Consider the following 23079-nt stretch of genomic DNA (forward strand, 5'->3'; position numbering starts at 1 on the left):
CTAACCCCCGTCGCGCATGGTCGATCGTGGACATCTCGCCGTCGCGCGCGCCGACGACGGGCAGATCGTCCTCGAGGTGTCCGGTCCGTGGCGGCTCGCCGGCGGCCTGCCGCCGCTCGACGACGTCGAGCAGGCGCTCACCAGCAAGCCGGCGCCGCGCCTCGTCCGCTTCGACGCCCGCGGCCTCGACGACTGGGACTCGGCCCTGCTCGCGTTCCTGAACCGCGTCGGCGACCTCGCCCGCGACGCCGGCCTCGAGGTCGACGCGAGCGGGCTGCCGGACGGCGTGCGCCGTCTGCTCCACCTCGCCGAGGCGGTGCCCGAGAAGGAGGGCGCCCGCCGCAAGGAGGAGAAGACGCCGCTCCTCGCCCGCGTCGGCAAGACGTGGCTCGCCCTCTGGCACGACGCCCTCGGGTTCGTCGAGTTTCTCGGCCAGGTGACGATCGCCATGGGCAACCTGCTGCGCGGGCGGGCGCGCGTGCGCGGCTCGGACTTCCTCCTCTTCGTGCAGGAGGCCGGCGTACAGGCGCTGCCCATCGTCACGCTGATCAGCTTCCTCGTCGGGCAGATCCTCGGCTTCGTCGGCGCCGTGCAGCTCGAGAAGTTCGGCGCCTCGATCTACGTCGCCGACCTGGTCGGCATCGCGATGGTGCGCGAGATGGGCGCCATGATGACGGCCATCGTCATGGCGGGCCGCACGGGCGCCGCCTACGCCGCGCAGCTCGGCAGCATGAACGCGACCCAGGAGACCGAGGCCCTCTCGACGATGGGCGTCTCTCCCGTCGAGTTCCTCGTGCTGCCGCGCATGCTGGCGCTGATGGCGATGATGCCGCTCCTCTGCCTCTACTCCGACGCGCTCGGCATCGCCGGCGGCGCGCTCGTGGGCGTCGGCATGCTGAAGCTCGCGCCGCTCGTCTACTGGCAGGAGACGATGCACGCGGTCGGCATCGACGACCTGATCGGCGGCATCTTCAAAGCCTCGGTGTACGGGGCGCTGGTCGCGATCGCCGGCTGCCTGCGCGGCATCCAGAGCGGACGCAGCTCCGCGGCCGTCGGCGAGGCCACGACCTCGGCGGTGGTCACCAGCATCGTGCTCGTGATCAGCGCCTGCGGCATCTTCTCGGTGCTGTTCTACATCCTGGACATCTGATGGGAGCGCCCGCCGCGGGGGAGCCGCACATCGTCGTCGAGAACCTGACCATGGCGTTCGGCGACTTCGTCGTGATGAAGGACCTCGACTTCACGGTGAACCACGGCGACATCTTCGTCATCATGGGCGGCAGCGGCTGCGGGAAGAGCACGCTGCTGCGCCACATGATCGGCCTCATCACGCCCGCGAAGGGCCGCATCCTGTACGGCGACGTCGACATCGACGCTGCGCCGCCCGAGGAGAAGGAACGCCTGCTGCGCCGCTTCGGCGTCCTCTACCAGAGCGGCGCGCTGTGGAGCTCCATGACGCTGATCGAGAACGTCGCCCTGCCGCTACAGGAGTTCACCGACCTCCGCCCGGCCGACGTCGCCGAGGTCGCGTCGCTGAAGCTCGCGCTCGTCGGCCTGAAGGGCTTCGAGGAATACTACCCGTCGGAGATCAGCGGCGGCATGCAGAAGCGCGCCGGCCTCGCCCGCGCCATGGCGCTCGATCCCGAGGTGCTCTTCTTCGACGAGCCCTCCGCCGGCCTCGATCCGATCAGCTCGAAGCTGCTCGACGACCTCATCCTCGAGCTGCGCGACAGCCTCGGCTCGACCATCGTCGTGGTGACGCACGAGCTCGCGAGCATCTTCGCCATCGGCTCCCGCGCCATCTTCCTCGACACGGAGACGCGCACGATGACCGCGCTGGGTCCCCCGCAAGAGCTGCTGCGCAGCGGCAACGCCAACGTGAGGCGCTTCCTCACCCGCGACGGCGAGGAGCCGGGCGGCGAGGCGGCAGAGGCGCCGCGATGAGCAAGAAGGCCAGCCCGACGCTCGTCGGCTCGTTCGTCCTCGGCGCCGTCGCGCTGCTCGTCGCGGGCGTCGTCGTCTTCGGCTCGGGACGGCTCTTCAAGTCGACCGTGCCGTTCGTGCTCTCCTTCAACGGCTCGGTGAACGGCCTGTCCGTCGGGGCGCCCGTGAAGTTCAAGGGCGTGGAGGTCGGCTCGGTGACCGACATCCGCCTCTCGCTGAACGCCGACGAGAACGCCGAGGGGCCGAGCACGCGCGTCCCGGTCGTGATCGAGATCGACGAGGACCGCGTGCTCGCGCGGGGCGTCCGCGTCGACATCGCCGACCGCGCGACGTTGGAGCGTCTCGTCGACGCCGGCCTGCGCGGGCAGCTGAACGCGCAGAGCTTCGTCACCGGGCTGCTGTTCGTCGAGCTGGACTTCCATCCCGACACCGCGGCCGACTTCACGCTGGGACCGGACAGCCCCTACCTGGAGATCCCGACGATCCCGAACGTCTTCGAGCAAGCGCAGACGGCGCTCGCCGAGGTGATCAGCGACATCGAGAAGCTGAACCTCCAGCGCCTGTTCGACGCGATCGCCGAGACGGTCGAGGGCATCAAGCGGATCGTCAACGCCGACGGCGTGCAGAAGGCGGCGCAGAACCTCGACAAGACGATGGCCAACCTCGACGAGACGCTCGCGAGCGTGCGCAGGCTCTCCGACGAGCTCGGGGCCAAGGCCGGCACCCTCGGCCGCAGCGTCGAGGAGATCGCCGCGCAGACGCGCGTCACGCTGGAGACCATGGACACGTCGCTGCGCACGGTGCGCGACCTCCTCGATCCCTCCGCCCCCCTCGCCGTCCAGCTCCAGGACGCGCTCGACGAGATCAGCGGTGCGGCACGCTCGGTCCGACTCCTCGCCGGCGAGCTCGAGCGCAACCCCAGCGCCCTCATCCGGGGCAGGAAGGCGGATTGATGCGGCATCTCCTCCTGGGAGCGCTCCTCGCCTGCGGGCTCGCAGGCTGCTCCATCCTCGGCCCCCCGATCTCGGACCCGTGGCACTTCTACACGCTGCGCGCCGCCGCCGAGCCGACGAGCACGTCGACGCGGCTCGCCGTCGGCCTCGGCCCCGTGCGACTGCCGACCTATCTCGACCGCGCCGAGATGGCGACGCGCGTCTCGAACGGTCAGATCGACTTCAGCCGCTCGGACCGCTGGGCCGAGCCCATCGGCGAGGGGGTGGCGCGCGTGCTGACGCTCGACCTGAGCGCCGCCCTCGGCACCGAGGACGTCGTCGCCTTTCCCTGGCCCGCCGCCAGCCGCATCGACTGGACGGTCGCCGTCGACATCGACGTCTTCGAGCGCGACACCTCCGGCACCTTCACCGTCGACGCGCGCTGGCGCATCCGCCACGGCCAAACTCGCGAGCTGCTCCGCGCGGGCGTGAAGCTGCTGCACGAGGAGCCGCCGACGAACGACGCCGAGGGCAGCGTCGAGGCGGCGAACCGCGCGCTCGCGGCGCTGGCCCAGGCGATCGCCGCGGACCTCGTGGCGCTCGGCAAGCCGGCGCCCTACGCGGAGCTCAGACGGCGAGAAGGCCCACGCTGAGCGCAAGGGCGCGATCGACCCGTCGCATCGCATCGGCGCGCAGCGTGCCGAGTCTCCGGACGAGACGGCGGCGACCGTTCCGGACTACGGCGCCGCCTCGAAGTCGCCCGGCTTCCAGCTTCCGTCGAAGGCCTCGTCCTGCGGGCCGTAGATGCGGAAGTAGGCGAACCAGCCGCGGCCCGGAGCGGTCTGGATCCAGCGGTCCTCCTTGCCGGCGGGCGCCTCGGGGCCGAACCACAGCTCGACGACGCCGTCGGCGTCGGGCGTCAGCTTCTCGACGAGCGAGCGCAGCGCCGCCTTGTCCTGCCTCGTCTGCACCTGCGAGCGGGTCTGCGAGTCGTACGCCGTCACCGACCAGAAGAGGTTCGCGGGCACCGGCGCCGGCACGCGCAGGCGGTAGTGCTTGCCGCCGTCGAGCCAGGCGCCCGTCGCGTCGCGCGCCGCGAGCCAGTAGAGCGAGCCCGCGCCCGCCGAGCGGCGGAACATCGCCGGGGACGTCAGGATCGCCTGGATGAACCAGCGATCGGCCGCCTCGAGATCGGGGCCGGACGGCGTCTCGAACGCGCCGTTGTCGGCGACGAGGCCGATCCACTCCCAACGGCGGTCGGGCCACACGATGCGATCGGGGCGCGCGCTGTCGAAGCCCGAGACCAGCATCTGGTCGCGCGCCGCGCGGGCAGCGCGACCGAGGATGCGCTGCATGCGCGCGTCGGGCTCGAACGGCTTGCCCTTCGCGAGGCCGAGCGTGCCGAGGAGGCCGTACATGCCCTCCCAGCCCACGCGGAGCGGCTCGTCCTCGATGGCCGCGTGCAGCCAGCGCCAGAAGCCGATGTTGTCCTCGACCTGGAGGCAGGTCGCGTCGACGCGGCGGTTCGTGCCGTCGATCCAGGAGAACGGCGCGTCGGCGTCGTCGAGCGGATGGACGCGCACCGTCTTCAGCGCCGCGATCGCCTTCGCCGTATCGCCGGCGACCGGCATGGCGCGCAGCGCGACGTAGACCCGGTTCGTCGGCGAGCGCCCGACGAAGTAGCCCTCCGGTGGCGCCTCGTCCCACCCTGGCGGCACGACGAGATGCTTGCCGCCTTTGCCCGCGTCGGGCCCGGGCAGGCCGACGTCCATGACCCACTGCTGGTCGTGATCGTCGACGACGCCGATGAACGGCCCCGGCGGCAGGTCGATCACGAGCGGCCCCGTCTTGCGGAGGTCGACTGTCCCGGCGCCGTACGGCGTGTCCGAGTTCGCCGTGAACGCGGTCTGGACGGGGCTCGCCGCGAAGAACATGAACGACGAGCCGTCGACGGCGCCGCTCGCGCGCAAGCCCGCCATGACGCCCTCCATCGACACCGTCGGGTACCAGAAGCGATACGCCGCGATCGCGCGCGCGAAGTCGGCGTCGTCGCGCGCCTGCGTGGCTGCGGGGCCCGACGGATAGCCGCGCTCGAAGTCGTAGGGGCGCGCCGGCTCCGCCGCGCGAGCGGACCACGCGAAGCCGAGCGCCAGGACGCAGACGAGGGAACGCAGGGGCATGTCGACTCCTCCGGAGGTGCTCCAATGTGACGTCGCGTGGCGCTTGTCGAGCGGAGCGGGGCCGGCGTTCGTGTCCGGGTGGTCGCGGGGATCCGAGAGGATCACCTGCCGACGACGGACGGGGCGGGGTTGCTCGCGGGCGCACGGCGCCTCGGATGGTCGCGCCGAGCCTCCCCCTCGTCGCACGTCACAGCCGCGCGACGTGCAGCAGGTTCGTCCCGCCCGGTGCGCCGAACGGCCAGCCGCCGACGAGCACGATCGACGCGCCCGCCGGCGCGATGCCGAGGCCGCGCACGACGGCGCGGAAGGCGGCGAGGCCCGCGCCCGCGTCGTCGGGGAACGTGGTCGTGCATGCCGTGACGCCCCAGACGAGCGCCAGGCGGCGGCGCAGCGCCTCGTCGACCGTGAGCGCGACGATGGGCACGCCGGGGCGATGGCTCGCGACCTGCGTCGCGGTGAAGCCGGTGCGCGTGGGCACGACGATGGCCGCCGCGTCGAGGCGGGCCGCGACCTCGCAGGCCTGGCTGGCGATGAGGTCGTCGACCGACGCGTCGGCGGGGGCGAGGCGCGGCGGCAGGATGCGCTCGGCCTCGAGCACGATCCGCCGCATCATCGCGACCGCGAGCGACGGATGCGCGCCGATGGCCGTCTCCTCGCTCAGCATGACGACGTCGGTGCCGTCGAGGACGGCGTTGGCGACGTCGGTCGCCTCGGCGCGCGTCGGCAGGCGGCTCTCGACCATCGAGCGCAGCATCTGGGTCGCGGTGATGACCGGCTTGCCGGCGCGGTTGGTCGCGGCGATGAGGCGCTTCTGCACCGTCGGCACGCGCTCGATGGGTATCTCGACGCCGAGGTCGCCGCGGGCGACCATCACGGCGTCGGCCGCCTCGACGATCTCGTCGAGGTTCTCGACCGCGTGCGCCTTCTCGATCTTCGCGACCACGGGCAGGCCGGTGGCCTTCACCGGCGCGAGGTCGCTCGCGCGGCGCACGAACGACAGCGCCACCCAGTCGACGCCCTGTTCGACGCCGAACCGCAGGTCGGCCTCGTCCTTGGGCGTGAGCGACGGCACGTCGTCGAGCCGCGACGACGGCAGGTTGATGCCCTTGCCTGCCGGGATGTCGCCCTCGGTGACCACGCGGGCCCGCCCCGGCGCAACCACCTCGAGCTGCATGACCCCATCCGCGAGCAGCACCGGGTCGCCGGGCACGACGCTCGCCGGCAGCGCGATCTCGACGACGTCGCCGGGCTCGCCGCGCACGGGGCGTCGGAGCCGCAGCTTCGGGCCGCCGAGGTCCTGGAGGATCGCGATCGGCCGCCCGGCGGCGACGCGGCGGATCGCCGCGATCGTCCGTCCGTGCTCCGCGTGCGTGCCGTGCGAGAAGTTGAGGCGGAAGGCGTCGACGCCCGCCTCGAGCAGGGCACGGATGCCGTCCTCGCCGGCCGACGCGGGGCCGAGCGTCGCGAGGATGCGCGTGCGCGGCGTCGCCGTCACGCGACCATGTACCCGCGCGCGACGTGGGTGAACGCCGCCACCTCGGCCGCCGCCCAGGCGGCGTCCTGGCCCAGCTCACGGGCGAGCAACGCGGCGGCGCGCGGCGCCATCGCGACCGCGGCACGCGCGTTCAGGAAGAGCGCGCGGGTGCGCCGCGCCAGCACGTCCTCGAGCGTGCGCGCCATCTCGACGCGGGCGGCCCACACCACTTCGGCGCCGACGTACGGCAGCGCGGGGTGCAGCGGCTCGGCCAGCGCCGGCTCGGCCTCGGCGAGCGCCTGGATGGCGGGGGCGTCGGCGCCGTAGATCGCGAGCGCGCCGAAGCTCGCCGCGTCGCCGTGCGCGCCGTGCACGCGCAGCGTCTTCGTCGGGCACGGGCGGTCGGGCAGGCGCGCCAGCGTCGCCGCCTGGTCGACGCAGTCCTCGGCCATGTTGCGGTACGTGGTCCACTTGCCGCCGGCGATCGTCAGCAGGCCCGACTCGTCGATGTGGATGGTGTGGTCGCGCGACAGCGCGGCGGTGTTCTTCGCGTCGGCGGCGCGCACGAGCGGGCGGATGCCCGCGAACGTGGACAGGATGTCGGCCCGCGTCGGCGCCTTCGCCAGGTACTCGCCGGCGGTCGAGAGGATGAAGTCGATCTCCTCCGCCATCGGCCGCGGCTCGAGGGCGATCGTCGCGATGGGCGTGTCCGTCGTGCCCACGAGCGTGTGCTCGTGCCACGGGATCGCGAACAGCACGCGGCCGTCGGAGGTGCGCGGCACCATGACGGCGGTATCGCCCGGCAGGAACGAGCGGTCGAAGACGAGGTGCACGCCCTGGCTGGGCGCGATCATCGGCGACACCTGGGCGTCGGCCATGTTGCGGATGCGGTCGCAGAACGGGCCGGTGGCGTTGACGACGACGCGGGCGCGCGCGGTGAACGTCGTTCCCGATTCGCGATCGCGGGCGACGACGCCGTCGACGAAGTCCTCGTCGTCGCGCGTGATCGCCGTCACCTCGGTGTAGTTGCAGAGCGTCGCGCCCTGGTCGCAGGCGGTGGCGACGAGGTTGACGAGCAGACGCGCATCGTCGAACTGGCCGTCGTAGTAGACGACGCCGCCGCGCAGGCCCTCGGTGCGGATGTTGGGCAGGCGGGCGAGCGTCTTCTCCTTCGACAGGATCTTCGACGCTCCGAAGCCGTACTTGCCCGACAGCACGTTGTAGACCTTCAGGCCGAGCCCGTAGAACGGCGCCTCCCACCACTCGTAGCTCGGCACGACGAAGGCGAGGTCGCGCACCAGGTGGGGCGCGTTCTGGCGTAGGATGCCGCGCTCCTTGAGGGCCTCCATCACCAGCGAGACGTTGCCCTGCTCGAGGTAGCGGACGCCGCCGTGAACGAGCTTGGTCGAGCGGCTCGACGTGCCCTTGCCGAAGTCGTGCTGCTCGAGAAGCAGCACCTCGTAGCCGCGCGCGGCGGCGTCGACGGCGACGCCCACGCCGGTCGCACCGCCGCCCACGATCACCATGTCCCAGGGGGACCGCCGCGTCTGCACGCGGCTCAGCATCTCGTCCCGCTTCATTGCGACACGCTGCGTCGGGTATCGCGCGCGAAGGTCCGGGTGTCCAGCCCGAATCGGGCCGAGCGCACGGCACCGCGCAAGCGTTTGAACAGGGGCGAGGGTTTGGCGTACGCCAAACAGGCATGGGACTCCGGATCGGCATCAACGGCTTCGGACGCATCGGGCGGCTCTTCTTCCGTGTAGCGGCGGAGCGCGGGCACGAGGTCGTCGCGGTGAACGACCTGGTTCCCGCCGACAACCTCGCCTACCTCCTCTCCTACGACACCACGCACCGCCGCTTTCGGCTGGACGGCAAGCTCGCGGACGTGCAGGCGGTGGGCGAGGACGGATTCACGGTGAACGGCAGGAAGACCGCCACCATGTCCGAGCGCGACCCGGCGAAGCTCCCCTGGAAGTCCATGGGGGTCGATTTCGTCCTCGAGTCGACGGGGCTCTTCACCGACTTCGAGAGCGCCCACAAGCACGTGACGGCCGGCGCCCAGCGCGTCGTCGTCTCGGCGCCCACCAAGAGCGGCCCCGATCAGGTCCCGACCTTCGTCATGGGCGTCAACTCCGACACCTTCGACCCCGGCAAGCACACGGTCGTCAGCAACGCGAGCTGCACCACCAACTGCCTCGCCCCGGTGGCCAAGGTCGTCAACGACGCCTTCGGCATCGACGAAGGCCTGATGACGACGGTGCACGCCGTCACGGCGACGCAGCCGACCCAGGACGGCCCGTCGAAGAAGGACTGGCGCGGCGGCCGCAACGCCTACCAGAACATCATCCCCGCCGCGACGGGCGCCGCGAAGGCGGTGACGCTCGCGATCCCCGCCCTGAAGGGCAAGCTGACGGGCATGGCGTTCCGCGTTCCGACGATGGACGTCTCGGTCGTCGACCTGACCTTCCGCAGCGGCAAGGCGACCAGCCTCCGGGACATCAACGCCGCCGTGAAGGCCGCCGCCGACGGCCCCCTGCGCGGCATCCTCGGCTACACCGACGAGGAGGTCGTCTCGAGCGACTTCATCGGCGACCGTCGCAGCTCCATCTACGATGCCGCCGCCGGCATCGAGCTGAACGACCGCTTCTTCAAGGTCGTCAGCTGGTACGACAACGAGGCCGGCTACGCGACCCGCTGCGTCGACCTCATGGAGCACATGGCGAAGAAAGCGGGCTGAGCCGACGCCCGCGGCAGTCGGGGCCCGTTCCACGACGGATCGTCCCGCCATCCTTGACCTCCCCGCGCGCCGTCGAGTAAGCGCCGACGACACGCGAGAACGCTGGCCGCCGGGCGGCGCGAAGGGGGACTGCGATGACGACGAGGACGCTGCGACGGGTGACCCTGGTGGCCGTGGCGCTGTGTGTGCTGGCGGCCTGTGCACCGCGCCGTCGGGAGCTCGCACAGCCGGCCGGGATCATCACCGTGCCCACGATCGTCCAGTGGGCACTCGCCGGCACCAACCCGAGCGACATCTACGGCGAGATCGAGCGCTCGGGCACCGTCTACCGCCTCACCCCCGCGCAGTCGACGAGCATGTCCGAGGCCGGCGTGCCGAACGCGCTGCTGAGCCGCCTCCAGCTGGTCTACGAGAACGCGCTCGCGAAGAACCCGTCGCTCGCCACCGACGACTCGAAGTGGCGCAAGATCGGCGACTACTGGTACGGCGGCACCCCCGTCGGCTGGCCGCGCGACTGGGTCATGGGCGCGCCGCCGATCGGCGAAGCGCTGCGCCAGATGAAGTAGTCAGCCGCGGTACGGCTCGGAGACCGCGACCTTCACGAGCGTCCCGGCCGGCAGCCGCTCGCCGGGATCGCGGCCGTTGCGGGCCGCGGCGTCGGCGCCCTTCCAGACGCTCTTCGCGCGCGCGCTCACCTGCGCCACGGTCTCGCCGGCGCGCGCCGGGACGAGCCGCAGCCGCGTCACCCGGATGCCGGCGCGCTCCGCCGGCGTCAGCGCGCGAAACGAACCCGCGGTGCGCTCGAAGTCGCCGCGCGTGGCCGCGTAGTCGCGTCGGGTGGCGGCGCCCGCCACCTGGTAGATGGCGCCGCGGAACGCGATCAGCGTGATGTCGATCACGACCTGGGTGCCGTCCTCCGCCTGCGTCAGCCCGACCACGTGCAGGGCCGGCAACCCGTCGATCGTGGTGCGCGTGATGCCGCCGGGCGTGCCGACCTGGGCGCGGACGCCCGGCTCGAGCGCCGCGGCGGGATCGTCGCCCTGTCCCGCACCGGCGAGCACGAGCGCCGCCTGCGTGCCCCGCGGCGGACGGGCGCCGATGCTCGTCGGGGCGTTCTCCAGCTCCCAGCCCTGCGGGAAGGTGAGGGCGAAGCCCAGCAGCGGGTGCAGGACGCGGCTGCCGTCGATCACGCCCTGGGCCGGATCGTCCCCGATCACGAGCCCGTCGAGCCGGCGCAGGAAATCGGCCGGCGTCGCCGCGACCGGATCCGGCGCGGCGCGCGTGAGTCGCGTCGCCTCGGCGGCGGCCTCCTGCTCGCGGCGCGGCAGGGGCGGATGGGTGGTGAACCAGTCGGGACGACGGTCGTCGCCGCGCCGCTCGTCGTCCTGCGTGAGCGCCGCGAGCGCACGCACGAGCGCCGCGGGGTCGTAGCCGGCGTCCGCCGCCATCGCCGCACCGACGCGGTCGGCCTCGAGCTCCTGGGCGCGGCCGTAGGGCGCCAGCATGGCTTCGTTGGCCGCGAGCCCCGCCCCGGCGACGAGGTTGCCGAGCTGCGGGCTCACGAGACCCGTGACCGCGGCCCCAAGGCCGGTGACGACCCCGAGCGGCGCAGCACGCGACACCCGCTGCACCGCGTGCTTGGCCGCGATGTGCGCGATCTCGTGCCCGAGGACGCCGGCCAGCTCGTCCTCGCTCTCGAGCAACGCCAGCATGCCGCGCGACACGTAGACGGTGCCGCCCGGCAGCGCGAAGGCGTTGGGCTCGTCGCTGTCGACGATCTGGAAGACGTAGGTGACGTCACGCCGCGGCGAGCGCGCCGCGACCCGCGCCCCGACCTGCGCGACGTACGCGGTCAACTGCGGGTCGCGGACGATGCCCATCGACTCCGCGACGATCTGCGCCTGCTCCTGCCCGATCTCCTTCTCGCGCGACGCCGAGATGAGCGTCACCTCGGGCCGCCGCGTGACGGGGTTGACGGCGCACGCGACGGCGGACGCCAGGACGAAGAGGAAGAGGAGCGCGCGCATCGCCGTCGAAGGTGCCGCGCCGATCCGATCACGGCAATGCGGGCGGCGTCAGGCGCGACGGTAGCGTCGCTCGAGATAGGCGACCGGACTGGGCGGACGACGCTCCGCCGGCGGCGCGTCGGTGATCCGCAGGGCGCGCCGCACGGCGCTCGGATCGAGCCGCACGTGCATGCAGATCGCCTCGAACGTGAATGGCCACCAGCGAGGCCCGCCGCGGAACCATCCTTCGATCTCCGCCAGCGTCGGGTCGCGCCGGCTGCGAACCGCACGCCGCGCCCGCTCGAGATCCGCCAGCGCCTGATCGAGGACCGCCCAGGCGAGGCGCAAAGACGGCGTCATCGGCTGCTTCGCGAACGACAGGGTCGGTGCCGGCGCGCCGCCCCATTCCCAGGGCGCCCCGCCGTCACGCGCCCCACCCGGGAGTCCGGCGAAGGCCCTCGGCCTCGCTACCGCTTCGGTTCGCACGCCTGCACCTCGTAGCAGCCGTCGGTCGCGGCACGGTGAAGGCCAGGTGACGATCCGCGCAGCGCGAGGTGCGGAGCGCGATCGAGCAGCGGTCACGCGCGCTTCACCCGCCCGGTACACAGCGACGCTATGGCCCTCGCATGCAGGAGGCAGCGTCGACCCCGGCGGCCGCAACCGAGGCCAGGGCACCAGAGGCACCCGACCCGATCGCCCGTCTGCTGGAAGCGCGCCATGCCGAGCCCGCCCGCCGGCTCGCGGCCGCCGTCGTCCTTCAAGCGCTCGACGACCTCGCCCTCGGTCGCCGGCGCGGCACGACGCGCCTCGCCGAGCCGCGCGCGATCCGGCAGCACGGCGTCGTGCGGCGGGCCGCAGCATGGTTCGCGTCCGACGCGCGCGACTGGCCCTTCGCCTTCGTCTCCCTCTGCGATGCGCTCGAGCTGGATCCGGTGCGCATCCGTCGTCTCCTCGGCATCACGCCGCTGCGCGAGGGGGGCACGCGTTGGAGCTCGCCGCCGGAGGGCGGCCGGCCGGGGACGGCCGCGCCCGTGGCACAGGGCCGGGCCCGCCGCGGCGCACTGCACGTCGTGCTGCGTGACCGCTGATTGCACCTCGCGCGAGCGAGGTGGGGGGCGCAGGGGCCGGCTACAGGTTCCTCCGGGGTCTCAAGCGGGGCGATTTGGCGACTTGGTATGCGTGCCGGCCCCTGCGCCACGAGCTTCCTAGCAGCTCCCGCGCGCGGCCGGGGTGACCGCTCGGTGACGAGTGCAAGGCAGGCGCGCGACGGTGAAGCTTCCATTACCCGGCCACGGTTCCTTGACCGCTGTCGCAGCGGCGTGGTCGTCCAGCCTGCGACACGTCCGCCACCCGCGAGGTCTCCACATGTCGCTCCACGTCCGCCCGCTCACGCTCGGCATCGCCCTGCTGGTGCTCCTCGTCGCCCTCCCGGCCGCGGCCGCCGATCGGCTCCTCGAAGGCACGACCCTGCGCCTGAGACAGCGACCCGCCGGCTCGCTGCACCTCCGCTCGCACGACGCGACGATCGCGCCTCCGACCGCGCCCCCCGGTGACGGCGAGCTGTGGATCGCGACGGGGGCCGGGGTGGATCTCGCCATACCGCTGCCGGCGTCGGGCTGGCGACCGGTACGCACCGGCGGCTACCGCTTCCGCAGCCGTGCGCTGCGGTCGCTCCTCCTGGCGCCGGGACGCCTGCGCATCGTCGGCAAGGGCGTCAGGCTCGACCTCGCCGCGTCGCCGAAGCCGGTCGACGTCGTGCTGCGGCTCGGTGACGAGCGCTTCTGCTTTCGCTTCGGCGGCCGCACCGTACACCGGCCCGGCGTGCGCTTCCGCGCCGATGCAGCGCCGGCACCCGCGTCCTGCGGCGCGTTCGGGGTCGACGCGGGTCCCGATCGGAGCGCCACGGCCTGCGAGACGGTGACGCTCGCCGCCAGCGTCGGGGGAGACGTCGCGAGCCTGCGCTGGGAAGCCGTCACCACGGTTCCGCCGGTCGCGCTCACGGCCAGCGGCGCGACCGCGGTGGTGCAGGCGCCGGCGGTCGCGGTCCCAACCGACGTGCACGTGCGCGTCGTCGCGATCGACCGCAACGGCAACGAGGCCGCCGACGAGGTGACGCTCACCGTCCAGCCCGCCCCTCGCGAGGCAGGCCTCGCGAACGGCATGGCCCCCGACTGCGCCCCCTTTCGCCATGGCGTCGCCTCGGGAGACCCGCGTGCCGACGGGGTCGTTCTCTGGACGCGACTCACGCCCGGGAGCGGCGCTCAGCGAGCCTCCGCCACCTGGGAGATGGCCGCCGACGCGGCGTTCGCGACGCCGGTCGCCGGCGGCGTGGTCGAGACCGACGCCGATCGGGATTTCACCGTGAAGGTGGACGTCGGCGGGCTCGCCGCCGCCACCACGTACTGGTACCGGTTCCGCGACGCCCAGGGCCGCGTCTCGGCGCCGGGCCGCACCCGCACGGCGCCGCTCGCGGCCGGCGAGCGGCTGCGCTTCGCCGTCGCCTCGTGCAGCAGCATCTACTCCGGCTACTTCAACGCGTACCGGCGCATCGCCGAGCGTACGGATCTCGACCTCGTCATCCACCTCGGCGACTACCTCTACGACTTCGTCGACCCGGACGAGCAGGTGCGGGTGCCGACGCCGTTCCCCGCGCAGCCCGCAGACCTCGCCGAGTGGCGTGCCCGGCACGCCTACTACCTCTTCGATCCCGACCTCCGCTGGGCACGGGCCAGGCATCCCTGGGCGGTCGTCTGGGACAATCACGACGTCGAGTACGCCCGCCCGCCCGACTACGAGGGCTCGGTCCAGGCGTTCCGCGAGTGGATCCCCCTGCGCGACGTCCCGCCCGCTCGCCCCGAGACGATCTACCGGACCCTCGCGTTCGGACCGCTCGCGGACGTCCTGCTGCTCGACACCCTGCTCCACCGCAACCAGGAGCTGGTGCCGGGTACGCTCGAGCCGAGCATCCTCGGCAGCACGCAGTTCGACTGGCTTGCGGCCGAGGTGCGCCGCTCCACCGCGGCGTGGCGCATCCTCGGAAGCCAGAAGCTGGTCGCGACCGCGCGCGTGAATCCGGACTTCACCGAGATATTCGACGGCGAGCGCCGCGACGTGTTCGACCGCGGCAGCTGGGACGGCTTCCCCGCCGACCGCACGCGCGTGTTCGCCCTGCTCGGCGAGCAGGGCGACGACAACGTGGCCGTGAGCGGCGACTCCCACATCTCGATCGCCGGCGATCTCGTCGACGACCCCGCCAACCCCGACCATCCGTACGATCCGACGACGAGCAACGCCTCGGTCGGCGTCGAGCTGCTGCCGACGAGCATCTCGCGCGGCAACTTCGACGAGGCTCTCGGCGCGGCGGCGCCGCCCGAGGTGTATGCATTCGTCATCGGCGACACGCTGCCGCGCAACCCGCATGCGCGCTACCTGGAGATCACCCGTCACGGCTACGGCATCCTCGACATCACGGCGGAGCGGGTGATCGGCGAGATCTGGTACTCGCCGATCCTCACCCGGGCCGACGACGAGGAGCTCGGGGTCCGCCTCACCATCCGCCGCGGCACGGGCAGATGGGAGCGGTGAGACACTAGCCTCCCGAGGCCGCGGCGATCGTGCGCACGACCTGGGCGACCGTGCGCTCGAGGTCGGCCGGGCCTTCGAGCAGGCTCGCGTCGACCGACCGCGGCTCGGCGCCGATCCCGAAGGCGGCGACGAGCCCGCGGTCGAGCAGCGCCTCCCACCCCTTCGCCAACGCGCCGGCGAAGGCGATCGCCGGCACGCCGGCCCGTTTCGCGCGCGCGACGACGCCCGCGATCGTCTTGCCGCCCGCCGTCTGGGCGTCGAGCCGCCCCTCGCCGGTGAACACCCACGCCGCGCCGCGCAGGTGCTCGTCGAAGCGCAGCGTGTCGAGCACCAGGTCGACGCCGCGCTCCAGCTCGGCGCCGCAGGCGAGCAGGCCCGCGCCGAGCCCGCCCGCCGCGCCGCTGCCGGCTACCGTCGCGACGTCGCGACCGATCGCCCGTGCGAGCACGGCACCGTAGCGCGCCAGCGCGGCGTCGAGGCGCTCGACCGCCGCGGGGTCCGCGCCCTTCTGCGGCCCGAACACGCGGCTCGCGCCGTGAGGCCCGCAGAGCGGATTGTCGACGTCGCAGGCGACGCGCAGCCGCACGCCGGCGAGGCGCGGATCGAGCCCGGACAGATCGACGCGCGCGAGCCGCGCGAGGGCGGCGCCGCCCGGCGGCAGCGGACGGTCCTCGGCGTCGAGCAGCCGCGCGCCGAGCGCCGCGAGCAGACCGGCGCCGCCGTCGTTCGTCGCGCTGCCGCCGATGGCGACGACCAGCGTGCGCGCGCCGCCGTCGAGCGCGGCGCGCACGAGCTCGCCGGTGCCCAGCGTCGTCGTGCGCTCGGGATCGCGCTCGGCGGCCGTCAGGCGGGCGAGGCCGCTCGCCTCGGCCATCTCGACCACGGCGGTGACGCCGTCGCCGAGGACGCCGATGCGCGCGTACGACGGCCGCCCGAGCGGATCCACGCACTGCACCCGTCGCACGCGCCCGCCGGTCGCGTCGACCAGCGCGTCGAGCGTCCCTCGCCGGTCAATCGGCAGCGCGACGCTGGCGGCGCCGAGGCTGCGCGCGCTGGACGCCGCGCGCCATACGTCGCGGCCGCGCGCGCCGTCATGCTGCCGCGGAACTTGTCGGGCGCCAGCAGGATGCGCATGTCGCGGCTCATCCGGGCCGGCCGGGACCGTCGCCGGCTTCGCTGCGCGCGATCGCGGCCGCGATCGCGTCGAGGTCCGCGGCGTCGAGCCGCAGCGACGCCGCCGCGACCCAGCCGTCGACCTGCGCCGGGGTGCGCGCCCCGACGATCGCGCCCGTCACCTGCGGCCAGGCGAGCGTCCAGGCCACCGCCACCGCGGCGACCGTCGTGGCGTGCCGCGCGGCGACGGGACGGAGCGCGTCGCGCAGCGCGAGGTTCCGCGCCAGCGCCGGCGCGCGGAAGTTGACGTTGCGCCGCCGCCAGTCGTCGTTGGCCATGGCGGCGAGCCGCTCGGGGCCGAAGCCGTCGGTGAGGAGCCCCGCCTGCATCGGGCTGTAGACGAGGACGCCGGTGCCGTGCGCCGCGCACCACGGCAGGAGCTCGGCCGCGGCCTCGCGACGGATCAGCGAGAACGGCGGCTGGAGCGAGTCGACGTGACGGATCCGCGCGCAGCGCTCGAGCAGCGGGACGTCGAAGTTGGAGACGCCGACGTGACGCACCTTGCCGGCGGCGACCAGCCGCGCCATCTCGCCCCACGAGTCCTCGACGGGCACGCCGGACGCGTCGGGCCAGTGGAACTGGTAGAGGTCGATGCGCTCGACGCCGAGCCGGCGCAGCGACGCGTCGCACTCGGCGCGGATCGACTCGGGCCGCAGCGAGCGCACCGGCGCGTCGTACGGCTTCGCCGGATCGCCGACGAGTCCGCACTTCGTGAACACGAGCGGGCGCTCGGCGACCGGGATCTCGCGCAGCGCGCGCCCGAGAACCTCCTCGGAGTGCCCGAGCCCGTAGGCGGCGGCGGTGTCGACCCAGCCGACGCCGCGCGCGACCGCGTGGCGGATCGCGGCAACCGACTCGGCGTCGTCCTGCGGACCCCAGCCGAACGCCCAGCCGCCGCCGCCCGCCGCCCAGGAGCCGAAGCCGAGCGTGCTGATCGCGGGACCGTCGGTGCCGAGCGGACGCAGGGGAAGGGCGGACATGCGTTCGGGTTACCCAGGTCCGGGCACCGAGGAAAGCCCACCACGGCCGCGTCGCACGTCGTCCGGCCGTCGGCTATCCTCGGCCGACACGTCGCGCATGCGCATCCTGGTCGTCGAAGACGAGCGCAAGGTGGCGAGCTTCCTCCAGCGGGGGCTCGAGGCCGAGGGCTACTCGGTGGAGGTCGCCCACGACGGCGACGCCGGCCTCGCGCGCGCGCTGAGCGAGCCCTTCGACCTGCTGCTCCTCGACGTCATGCTGCCGGGCCGCGACGGCATGGCCGTGCTGCGCGAGCTGCGGCGCGAGAGCCGCACCGTGCCCGTCCTCCTGCTGACGGCGCGCAGCGCCACCGAGGACAAGGTCGCCGGCCTCGACCTCGGCGCCGACGACTACCTGACCAAGCCGTTCGATTGGACCGAGCTGCTCGCGCGCGTGCGCGCGCTGCTCCGCCGCGGCGTGCCCGGCACGCCGCTCGTCCTCGTGCTGGCCGACCTCTCGCTCGACCCGGCCACCCGCCGCGTGACCCGCGCCGGCCAGGCGATCGAGCTGACGCCGCGCGAGTTCGCGCTGCTCGATTTCTTCCTGCGCAACCCGGGCCGCGTGCTCTCGCGCGCCGTCATCGCCCAGCACGTGTGGGGCATCAGCTTCGACACCTTCACGAACGTCATCGACGTCTACGTCAACTACCTGCGCCGCAAGATCGACGACGGCCATGCGGTGAAGCTGCTGCACACCGTCCGCGGGGTGGGCTACGTGCTGAGGGATGCGAGCCGGGAAGCGCCGGCACGAGGCGCCGATTGACGGCGCCCGGCCGCCGGCGCACCCGGAGCCTGCGCGCCCGCCTGACGCTCGGCTACACCGCGGCCCTCGGGGCGCTGCTCGTGCTCCTCGGCGTCGCCGCGCTGCACCTCCTCGACCGCGGGCTGCGGGCCAACGTCGACCAGTCGCTCGAATCGATGGCGCAGGCGGTCGTGCGCGCGCACCAGAGCGCCGGCGCCGCGACGGCGGCGCAGCTCGAGGAGCGGCTCGGTCGTCTCCTCGGTCCGATCGGCGCCGAGCAGTTCCTCCAGCTGCTCGACCCGCTCGGCCGCCCGCGCTTCACCCCGCGGCGGGCGCTCGCGCTGCCGCTCGGCGCGACGGCGCTCGCCAACGCCGAGCAGGGCCGCGAGACCTTCGAGACGATCCCCATCCCCGAGCGCGGCCCGGTGCGCGTGCTCACCTGGCCGGTGATGCAGCGCGGCCGGCTGGTCGACGTGGTCCAGGTCGCGATGCCGCTCTCCACCGTCGAGGCGGCGCGCAAGCGCTTCCTGCTCGTGCTGCTCGGGCTCGCGCCGATCGCGCTCGCCGGCGTGACCGTCGGCGGCTGGCTCCTCACCGGGCGGGCGCTCGCCCCGGTCGACGCGATGACGGCCGCGGCGCGCCGCATCGGCGAGGGCGACCTCGCGCTGCGCGTGCCGGCCGACGGCCGCGACGACGAGCTCGGCCGCCTCGCCGCCGTCCTGAACGACATGCTCGCGCGGCTCGAGCGCTCGCTCGCGACGGCGCGCCAGCTGAGCGCCGACGCCGCCCACGAGCTGCGCACGCCGCTCACGATCCTGAAGGGCGAGATCGACGTCGCCCTGCGCGGCGAGCCGTCGCCCGGCGAGTCGCGGCGGGTCCTCGGCAGCCTGCGCGAGGAGGTCGACCGGCTGAGCGGGCTGGTCGAGGACCTGCTCTTCCTCGCGCGCAGCGACGCCGGCGCCATGACGCTCGCGGCCGAGCCGATCGACCTGCGCGCGGTGGTCGACGACGCCCTGCCCGCGCTCCAGGCGCTCGGCGAGCAGCGCGGCGCGACCGTCGTGCGCATGCCGAGCCCGCAGGCGCTGCCGGTCCACGGCAACGTGCCGATGCTGCTGCGCGTGCTCCTGAACCTCGTCGACAACGCCACCCGGCACGGCGGTGCCGGCGTGCACGTCGGCGTCAACGCGGTCCGCGACCGCAGCGACGCCGTGCTCACCGTCGCCGACGACGGCGTGGGCATCGCGCCCGAGGACCAGGCGCGCATCTTCGACCGCTTCTATCGCGCCGACCGTGCGCGCAGCGGCGAAGGCACCGGCCTCGGCCTCGCCCTCGTGCGCTCCATCGTCGAGCTGCACCACGGCACGATCGAGGTCGACAGCGCGCCCGGCCGCGGCAGCCGCTTCCGCGTGCGGCTGCCGCTCGCGTAACCGCGATGCGCCGGGTCGCGGCCGTCGTCCTCGCCGTGCTGATCGCGGCCGTGCTCACGGCGCCGCGGGCACATGCCAGCGGATGTCCCGCACGCCGCGCCGTCACGGGTCGCCTGCCGGGCGTGACGCCCGCCCAGGAGACGCTCGCGTACTGGCTGCGCGTCACCGGCACACGACACGATCTCGACCGGCCGCTCCTGCACGCCCGCGACGCGGCCCGCCAGAAGGCCGTCGCCGCACGCTTCGGCGCCGACGCCGGCGTCCTCCTCGCCCCGCCCGACGAGCGCGCCGTGCGGGCGCAGGTCGCGTCGCTGCTCGACCTGCTGCACCAGCGCGCCGCGCGCGGACGCTGGCTCGACGCGAGCGGCCATCCCCTCGATACGTCGCGCCTGCCACGGGCCGATGCCGCGAGCCTGGTGCTGGCGCCGCACGTGCGGGTGGCGCTCGCGCGCACGCTGCTGCGCTGCATGCCCCTACCGCGTGCCCTGCGCGACGCCGGCGACGCGGACCGCACCGACGACGTGAACGCCTGCAGCGCCGTCGCCCCGCAGGAGGCCGTGCAGACGCTGGCCGACGGACCCGGGACGCTGCGGCTGGCGCGCACGCGCTCCGCGCTCGGCTGGATCGCGGCCGACGCGCCGCTGTCGCCGCCCGCTGGCGCCGGACGTCGCCGCGGGCGTGCGTTCCTGGGCGACCGCCGCGTCCGCGCCGCGATTTATGCTGCGGCTCCAGGCCCGCCGCGCGGCCGCATCGAGGTGCCGGCCGGAACGCTGCTGCCGCTCGCGCCGGGGCGCACCGACCGGGTGCTGATCGCGACCCGCGACGGCGTCGCGGAGGCACGGCGTCCCGCGGGTCTGCGTGCGGTGCCGCGCATCCCGACCCGGCGGGCCGTGCTCACGACGGCGTTCGCGGCGCTGGGGCAACCGTACGGCCTCGGCGGCGCCGGCGGCATCGATTGCTCGGCGCTGCTGCAGGACGCCTTCGCCGCCGCCGGCGTGGCGCTGCCGCGCCACAGCGCCGACCAGGCGCGCGCGGGCGTCCTAAGCGTCGATCTGCGCGGGCTCACGCCCGCGCAGCGTCAGGTGCGTCTCGACGCCGCCGACGCGCGCGGCCTCGTGCTCCTGCACCTCCCGGGACACGTCGCCCTGTATCTCGGACGCAACGCCGACGGCGTGCCGATGACGCTGCACGCGCTCGGCAGCTACCGCACGCCCTGTCCCGACGGCCGCGGCGAGACGCGCCAGGTGGTGCGCCGGGTGGTGGTCAGCCGGCTCGACCTGGGGGCGGGAACGCGCGAAGGATCGCTCCTCGAACGGCTCGACACGTTGGCCGTGTTCGGCCCCTCCACCGCTGCCCCTCCATGACCCTGCACGACCGCCTCGCCGCCCTCTTCCCCGACGCCTCCCGGCGGAGCCTGAAGCAGTGGCTCGCCCACGGCCGCGTGCGCGTGAACGGCACCGTCGAGCGCCGCGGCACCGCGACCGTGGCCGCCGGCGACCGCGTCGTCCTCGGCAAGCCGGCGCCGCCGCCGCTGCGCGGTCCGCTGCGCATCGTGCACCAGGACGACCGCCTGCTCGTCGTCGACAAGCCCGCCGGCCTCCTCACCATCGCCACCAAGCGCGAGCGCGAGAAGACGGCCTACCGCCAGCTGAGCGTCCACCTCGCCGCCGCCGCCGGGCCGCGCGACCGCCGCCAGCCGCTCTTCGTCGTCCACCGGCTCGATCGCGAGACCTCGGGCCTGCTCGTCTTCGCCCGCACGCCGGCGGTGAAGCGCACGCTGCAGGAGCAGTTCGCGAAGCGGAGCGTCGAGCGCGTGTACGTCGCCGTGGTCGAGGGCGTCGTGCGACCCGACCGCGGCACGCTGCGCAGCCATCTGCGCGAGGACGCGGGCCGGCGCGTGCGCGAGGCCCGCGGGCCCGCCGACGGCCGCGAGGCGATCACGCACTGGCGCGTGCTCGCCCGCGGGAAGGACACGACGCGCCTGGAGCTGCGCCTCACCACCGGGCGCCGGGGCCAGATCCGGGCCCAGCTCGCCGGGCTCGGGCATCCCATCGTCGGCGACGCCGCCTACGGCAGCAGCCGCGATCCCCTGCGCCGCATCTGCCTCCATGCCACCCGCCTGGGCTTCGTCGACGACGGCGAGCCGCGGGCGTTCGAGAGCCCCGTACCGGCCGGCTTCCTGCGCCTCGGCTGAGGCCGCGGCTCGATGAGAGGGTTCTCATCGAACTCTCACCGGCGGCTCACGAGCTTTCCGCCCGTTCATCCGTCTCTAGCCTCGAATCTCTTTGCTCGACGGAGGAACGGACACGATGGATCGGACCCTGCGCACCCTCATCGCCGGCACGGCGGCCGTGGCCCTGACGGGCGCCGGCGTGCTCGCGGGTTGCACCAGCCGCCCCGAGCGCTCGCTCGTCGCCCCGGCGCACGCCGCGACGGCGGCGGACGCCGCCCCGGCGCCGAGCTCGCCGCCGACCCGCGGCTTCTCGCACCTCGTCCGCGGCGCGTCGCCCGCGGTGGTCAACATCAAGGTGACGTCGGTGGTGAAGACCGCCGGCCCCGGCGGCATGCAGGGCGTCCCGCCCGAGTGGTTCGGTGAGGACGGCCCCTTCGGCCCGAACGGCCCGTTCCGCGGCTTCGGCATGCCGCGCGGGCGCGAGCGCGCCCCGCAGGAGTTCAAGCGCCAGGGGTCGGGCTCCGGCTTCGTCATCAGCGCGGACGGCGTCATCGTCACCAACAACCACGTGGTCGAGGACGCGAAGGACATCACCGTCACCTTCGCCGACGGCAGGGAGCTGTCTGCGAAGGTGCTCGGGCACGACCCGAAGACCGACCTCGCGGTCATCAAGGTGGACGCCCACGACCTCGCGGTCGCCCGCCTCGGCGACTCCGACGAGGTCTCGGTCGGCGACTGGGTGGTGGCGATCGGCAACCCGTTCGGCCTCGACAACACCGTCACCGCCGGCATCGTGAGCGCCAAGGGCCGCGCCATCGGCGCCGGTCCCTACGACGACTTCATCCAGACCGACGCCCCCATCAATCCCGGCAACTCGGGCGGCCCGCTGCTCGACGAGGACGGCAACGTGATCGGCATCAACACGGCCATCTTCAGCCAGAACGGCGGCAGCGTCGGCATCGGCTTCGCGATCCCGATCAACCTCGCGAAGCGCCTCGTGCCGCAGCTCGAGAAGGGCCACGTGACCCGCGGCTGGCTCGGCGTCGCGATCCAGAAGATCACGCCCGACCTCGCCGAGTCGCTCGGGCTCGAGAACACGCGCGGCGCGCTGGTGGCGCAGGTCACGCCGAAGAGCCCGGCCGCCAAGGCCGGCATCCAGGCGGGCGACGTGATCACGACCTTCGCCGGCAAGCCGCTGAAGGATCAGTCGAGCCTGCCGACCCTGGTGGCCGACACGCCGGTCGGCGCGACCGTCCCCGTCGAGGTGGTCCGCCACGGCAAGACCCAGACCGTCGAGGTGACGATCCGGAAGCTCGAGGAGGAAGAGGTCGCGGTCGACACCTCGTCGCCGGCGAAGGGCCAGTGGGGCCTCGCGCTGCGCGAGCTCGGCCCCGAGCAGCGCTCGCAGCGCGAGCTCGGCGGCGACGAGGGCGTGCTCGTGGCCGACGTCGCGCCGGACAGCCCGGCGGCCGAGGCCGGCATCAAGCCCGGCGACGTCCTGGTCGAGGTGAATCGCACCCCGGTCGGCTCCGTGCAGGAGGCGCGCGCGGCGGTGAATGCGACGGCGAAGGGCAAGCCGCTCCTGCTCCTCGTCCGCCCGCAGGACGGCTCGACGCGGTTCGCGGCACTCGCCGCCCGCTGAGAGCAGTCCGTCCACTCCCCCCCACCCGCACGGCGGCGGGGGCGGTCT

Annotated in this window: 20 protein-coding genes; 13 read left to right on the forward strand and 7 right to left on the reverse strand. The window is 73.8% G+C overall.

All coding sequences use genetic code 11. From position 1 onward, the window contains the following. The first annotated feature begins 16 nt into the window (after positions 1-16). The 4 genes from KIT14_01335 to KIT14_01350 are packed head-to-tail and all read left to right on the forward strand — an operon-like array spanning position 17 to position 3529. Positions 17-1150 carry an ABC transporter permease gene (locus KIT14_01335; GenBank protein MCW5889173.1) on the forward strand — a complete coding sequence of 378 codons (1134 nt, stop codon included), beginning with the start codon at positions 17-19 and terminating at the stop codon, positions 1148-1150. Continuing rightward, a complete protein-coding gene (locus tag KIT14_01340; protein ID MCW5889174.1) occupies positions 1150-1944 on the forward strand; it encodes an ATP-binding cassette domain-containing protein in 795 nt (264 codons plus the stop codon). The genes KIT14_01335 and KIT14_01340 overlap by 1 nt, the downstream gene beginning before the upstream one ends. Beyond that, on the forward strand, positions 1941-2897 hold the full coding sequence (locus KIT14_01345; protein MCW5889175.1) for an MCE family protein: 957 nt from the start codon (positions 1941-1943) through the stop codon (positions 2895-2897). The genes KIT14_01340 and KIT14_01345 overlap by 4 nt, the downstream gene beginning before the upstream one ends. Beyond that, the gene (locus tag KIT14_01350) at positions 2897-3529 is read left to right on the forward strand and encodes a membrane integrity-associated transporter subunit PqiC (protein MCW5889176.1); all 633 of its coding nucleotides are present in this window, start codon (positions 2897-2899) and stop codon (positions 3527-3529) included. Before KIT14_01345 ends, KIT14_01350 begins: the two co-directional genes overlap by 1 nt. Positions 3530-3613: 84 nt before the next feature. Here the strand turns inward: KIT14_01350 and KIT14_01355 are convergent, their stop codons facing one another. The 3 genes from KIT14_01355 to KIT14_01365 all read right to left on the reverse strand — a co-directional run bounded on the left by KIT14_01355 (position 3614) and on the right by KIT14_01365 (position 8110). Next, complete coding sequence (locus tag KIT14_01355; GenBank protein MCW5889177.1) at positions 3614-5056, reverse strand: DUF1254 domain-containing protein; 1443 nt, start codon at positions 5054-5056, stop codon at positions 3614-3616. Positions 5057-5243: 187 nt separating this feature from the next. Beyond that, positions 5244-6551: a pyruvate kinase gene (pyk, locus tag KIT14_01360; protein ID MCW5889178.1), complete on the reverse strand. Its 1308-nt coding sequence runs from the start codon at positions 6549-6551 to the stop codon at positions 5244-5246. After that, positions 6548-8110, reverse strand: coding sequence for a glycerol-3-phosphate dehydrogenase/oxidase (locus KIT14_01365; protein ID MCW5889179.1), 1563 nt, complete (start codon positions 8108-8110; stop codon positions 6548-6550). Before KIT14_01365 ends, pyk begins: the two co-directional genes overlap by 4 nt. A gap of 122 nt (positions 8111-8232) precedes the next feature. On the opposite strand from KIT14_01365, the gene gap reads away from it, so the two are divergent. Both gap and KIT14_01375 read left to right on the forward strand, forming a co-directional pair. Next, complete coding sequence (gene gap / locus KIT14_01370) at positions 8233-9267, forward strand: type I glyceraldehyde-3-phosphate dehydrogenase (protein MCW5889180.1); 1035 nt, start codon at positions 8233-8235, stop codon at positions 9265-9267. Between the two features lie 134 nt (positions 9268-9401). Then, positions 9402-9833, forward strand: a complete 432-nt coding sequence (locus tag KIT14_01375) for a hypothetical protein (protein ID MCW5889181.1) — start codon at positions 9402-9404, stop codon at positions 9831-9833. On the opposite strand, the gene KIT14_01380 is transcribed toward KIT14_01375, so the two are convergent. Beyond that, the gene (locus KIT14_01380) at positions 9834-11294 is read right to left on the reverse strand and encodes a M48 family metalloprotease (protein ID MCW5889182.1); all 1461 of its coding nucleotides are present in this window, start codon (positions 11292-11294) and stop codon (positions 9834-9836) included. It abuts the gene before it with no gap. A 48-nt stretch (positions 11295-11342) separates the two neighbouring features. Continuing rightward, positions 11343-11633, reverse strand: a complete 291-nt coding sequence (locus KIT14_01385) for a hypothetical protein (GenBank protein ID MCW5889183.1) — start codon at positions 11631-11633, stop codon at positions 11343-11345. A 266-nt stretch (positions 11634-11899) separates the two neighbouring features. Here KIT14_01385 and KIT14_01390 point away from each other — a divergent pair, with 266 nt between their 5' ends. Then, positions 11900-12361, forward strand: coding sequence for a hypothetical protein (locus KIT14_01390; protein ID MCW5889184.1), 462 nt, complete (start codon positions 11900-11902; stop codon positions 12359-12361). Positions 12362-12638: 277 nt separating this feature from the next. Then, positions 12639-14858, forward strand: coding sequence for an alkaline phosphatase D family protein (locus tag KIT14_01395; GenBank protein MCW5889185.1), 2220 nt, complete (start codon positions 12639-12641; stop codon positions 14856-14858). Positions 14859-14862: 4 nt separating this feature from the next. Here KIT14_01395 and KIT14_01400 read toward each other — a convergent pair whose 3' ends face one another. After that, positions 14863-15879 carry a glycerate kinase gene (locus tag KIT14_01400; GenBank protein MCW5889186.1) on the reverse strand — a complete coding sequence of 339 codons (1017 nt, stop codon included), beginning with the start codon at positions 15877-15879 and terminating at the stop codon, positions 14863-14865. A 121-nt stretch (positions 15880-16000) separates the two neighbouring features. Then, positions 16001-17011, reverse strand: a complete 1011-nt coding sequence (locus tag KIT14_01405) for an aldo/keto reductase (protein ID MCW5889187.1) — start codon at positions 17009-17011, stop codon at positions 16001-16003. A gap of 97 nt (positions 17012-17108) precedes the next feature. Between KIT14_01405 and KIT14_01410 the strand changes: the two genes are divergently transcribed. The 5 genes from KIT14_01410 to KIT14_01430 all read left to right on the forward strand — a co-directional run bounded on the left by KIT14_01410 (position 17109) and on the right by KIT14_01430 (position 23031). Further along, positions 17109-17810, forward strand: coding sequence for a response regulator transcription factor (locus KIT14_01410; GenBank protein ID MCW5889188.1), 702 nt, complete (start codon positions 17109-17111; stop codon positions 17808-17810). After that, positions 17807-19216 (forward strand): HAMP domain-containing protein, encoded by a 1410-nt coding sequence (locus tag KIT14_01415; GenBank protein MCW5889189.1) that lies wholly within the window; start codon positions 17807-17809, stop codon positions 19214-19216. Before KIT14_01410 ends, KIT14_01415 begins: the two co-directional genes overlap by 4 nt. A 5-nt stretch (positions 19217-19221) precedes the next feature. Beyond that, positions 19222-20580: a C40 family peptidase gene (locus KIT14_01420; protein MCW5889190.1), complete on the forward strand. Its 1359-nt coding sequence runs from the start codon at positions 19222-19224 to the stop codon at positions 20578-20580. Then, positions 20577-21410, forward strand: coding sequence for an RluA family pseudouridine synthase (locus KIT14_01425; GenBank protein MCW5889191.1), 834 nt, complete (start codon positions 20577-20579; stop codon positions 21408-21410). The genes KIT14_01420 and KIT14_01425 overlap by 4 nt, the downstream gene beginning before the upstream one ends. A gap of 115 nt (positions 21411-21525) precedes the next feature. Further along, positions 21526-23031: a DegQ family serine endoprotease gene (locus KIT14_01430; GenBank protein MCW5889192.1), complete on the forward strand. Its 1506-nt coding sequence runs from the start codon at positions 21526-21528 to the stop codon at positions 23029-23031. The last annotated feature ends 48 nt before the right edge of the window (positions 23032-23079 follow it).

The organism is bacterium (genome assembly GCA_026129405.1).
Taxonomy (GTDB): Bacteria; Desulfobacterota; Binatia; order DP-6; family DP-6; genus JAHCID01.